Source organism: Dietzia sp. DQ12-76, assembly GCF_014145045.1.
Lineage (GTDB): Bacteria > Actinomycetota > Actinomycetes > Mycobacteriales > Mycobacteriaceae > Dietzia.
Window position 1 is genome coordinate 1 of record NZ_JAALDV010000275.1, and the last position, 1311, is coordinate 1311.

General features: G+C 71.2%; 2 protein-coding genes. One reads left to right on the forward strand and one right to left on the reverse strand.

Annotated elements, in window-relative coordinates; all coding sequences use genetic code 11:
• Window positions 1-52: 52 nt before the first annotated feature.
• A complete protein-coding gene (locus G6019_RS10110; RefSeq protein WP_182613750.1) occupies window positions 53-556 on the reverse strand; it encodes a DoxX family protein in 504 nt (167 codons plus the stop codon).
• A 96-nt stretch (window positions 557-652) separates the two neighbouring features.
• On the opposite strand from G6019_RS10110, the gene G6019_RS10115 reads away from it, so the two are divergent.
• Window positions 653-1183 carry a MarR family winged helix-turn-helix transcriptional regulator gene (locus G6019_RS10115; RefSeq protein ID WP_182613751.1) on the forward strand — a complete coding sequence of 177 codons (531 nt, stop codon included), beginning with the start codon at window positions 653-655 and terminating at the stop codon, window positions 1181-1183.
• Window positions 1184-1311: the final 128 nt, after the last annotated feature.

Here is a 1311-nt window from a genome sequence, read left to right on the forward strand (position 1 = left end):
GGGCCGGGCCTCCTCGGCGTGTGGGCACCGCTGTGTGCGGGGCCGGGACCGATCAGGCCGTCGCCGTCCGGCGCCCGGCGGTACGGCGAGCGACGATCAGCGCGTCGAGACTGTATCGCCCGGGGCCGGCCAGGCCGAAGACCGTGGCGGCCAGCGCGATCACGGCGACGAGTTCCCACCCGCCGTTCGTGGCGAAGATGCCAGCGCCCTGGTGGACGAAAAGGTAGGCGCCGAACATGACGACGACGACGAGCGCCGCCACCACCTGGGTGAGCAGGCCCGCCACCAGCAGGATTCCTCCGGCCAGCTCGACCACGCCGGCGAACACAGCGGCGGCCTGGGCGGCCGGGACGCCGACGGAGTCGAAGAACTCGCCGGTGGCACCCGCGCCGTTGGTGACGAGCTTCTCCCAGCCGTGGGCGATCAGCACGACGCCGAGCAGGACCCGGGTCAGCAGGAGGCCGATGTCGCGGACGGGTCCGGGTACGGCGACGAGGGTGGCGGCCGCGCCGGTACGGGGGGCGGGCGTCGGGGCGACGGATTCTGAGGCGCTCACGGGGTCAGTCCTTTCGGGTCACGCATCCGGATGATGCGTCACACACTTCTATCGCCGCACTAGGTGTCGTGTCAACTATGGGCGTAGACTGGGCCCATGAGAGAATCCCCGGTGACCGACGGCGTCAGATGGCTGACCGATGAGGAGAAGGCGCTCTGGCGCGACTATCTCGCGATCCAGGGCCGCCTCCACCTGGCCATCCAGCGGGACCTCAAGGCCACGTCGAGCCTGACGGAGCCGGAGTTCGAGGTGCTCGTATACCTCAGCGAGGCCGACGGACCGCTGCGGATGACCGCGCTGGCCGATGTCCTGCAATGGGAGCGGAGCCGGCTCTCCCACCAGGTCACCCGGATGGTCCGACGGGGACTGGTCCAGCGGACGAGTTGCCCCACCGATGGCCGGGGCGCCTTCGTCTCCGCCACCGAGGAGGGCATGCGGGAGATCGCGGAGGCCGCACCCGACCACGTCGCCACCGTGCGCCGGGAGTTCCTGGACCGCCTCGACGAGCAGGGCAAGCGCGAGCTCGCGCGCCTGTTCGCGCTCATCGAGGGCTCTGCCGGGGAGGGTCCGACGGGGGATGAGGCGAATCGGAAATCCCCCGTCGCGGGCGTACCCTCGGGGGCGTGAACGCAGTGCTCGTGGTGGTCGTGGTGCTCCTGGCGTGTCTCGCCCTCGTGGTCGGGGTGACCGGCCTGTTGGGACTGCTCGGTCGACTGCCGGGTAACGGCGTCCTCGGCGTCCGCACCCCGGAGACC

What these genes read in the sequence shown, in the direction of transcription:
- G6019_RS10115 (WP_182613751.1), top strand. Translation starts at nt 653, where the DNA reads ATGAGAGAATCCCCGGTGACCGACGGCGTCAGATGGCTGACCGATGAG.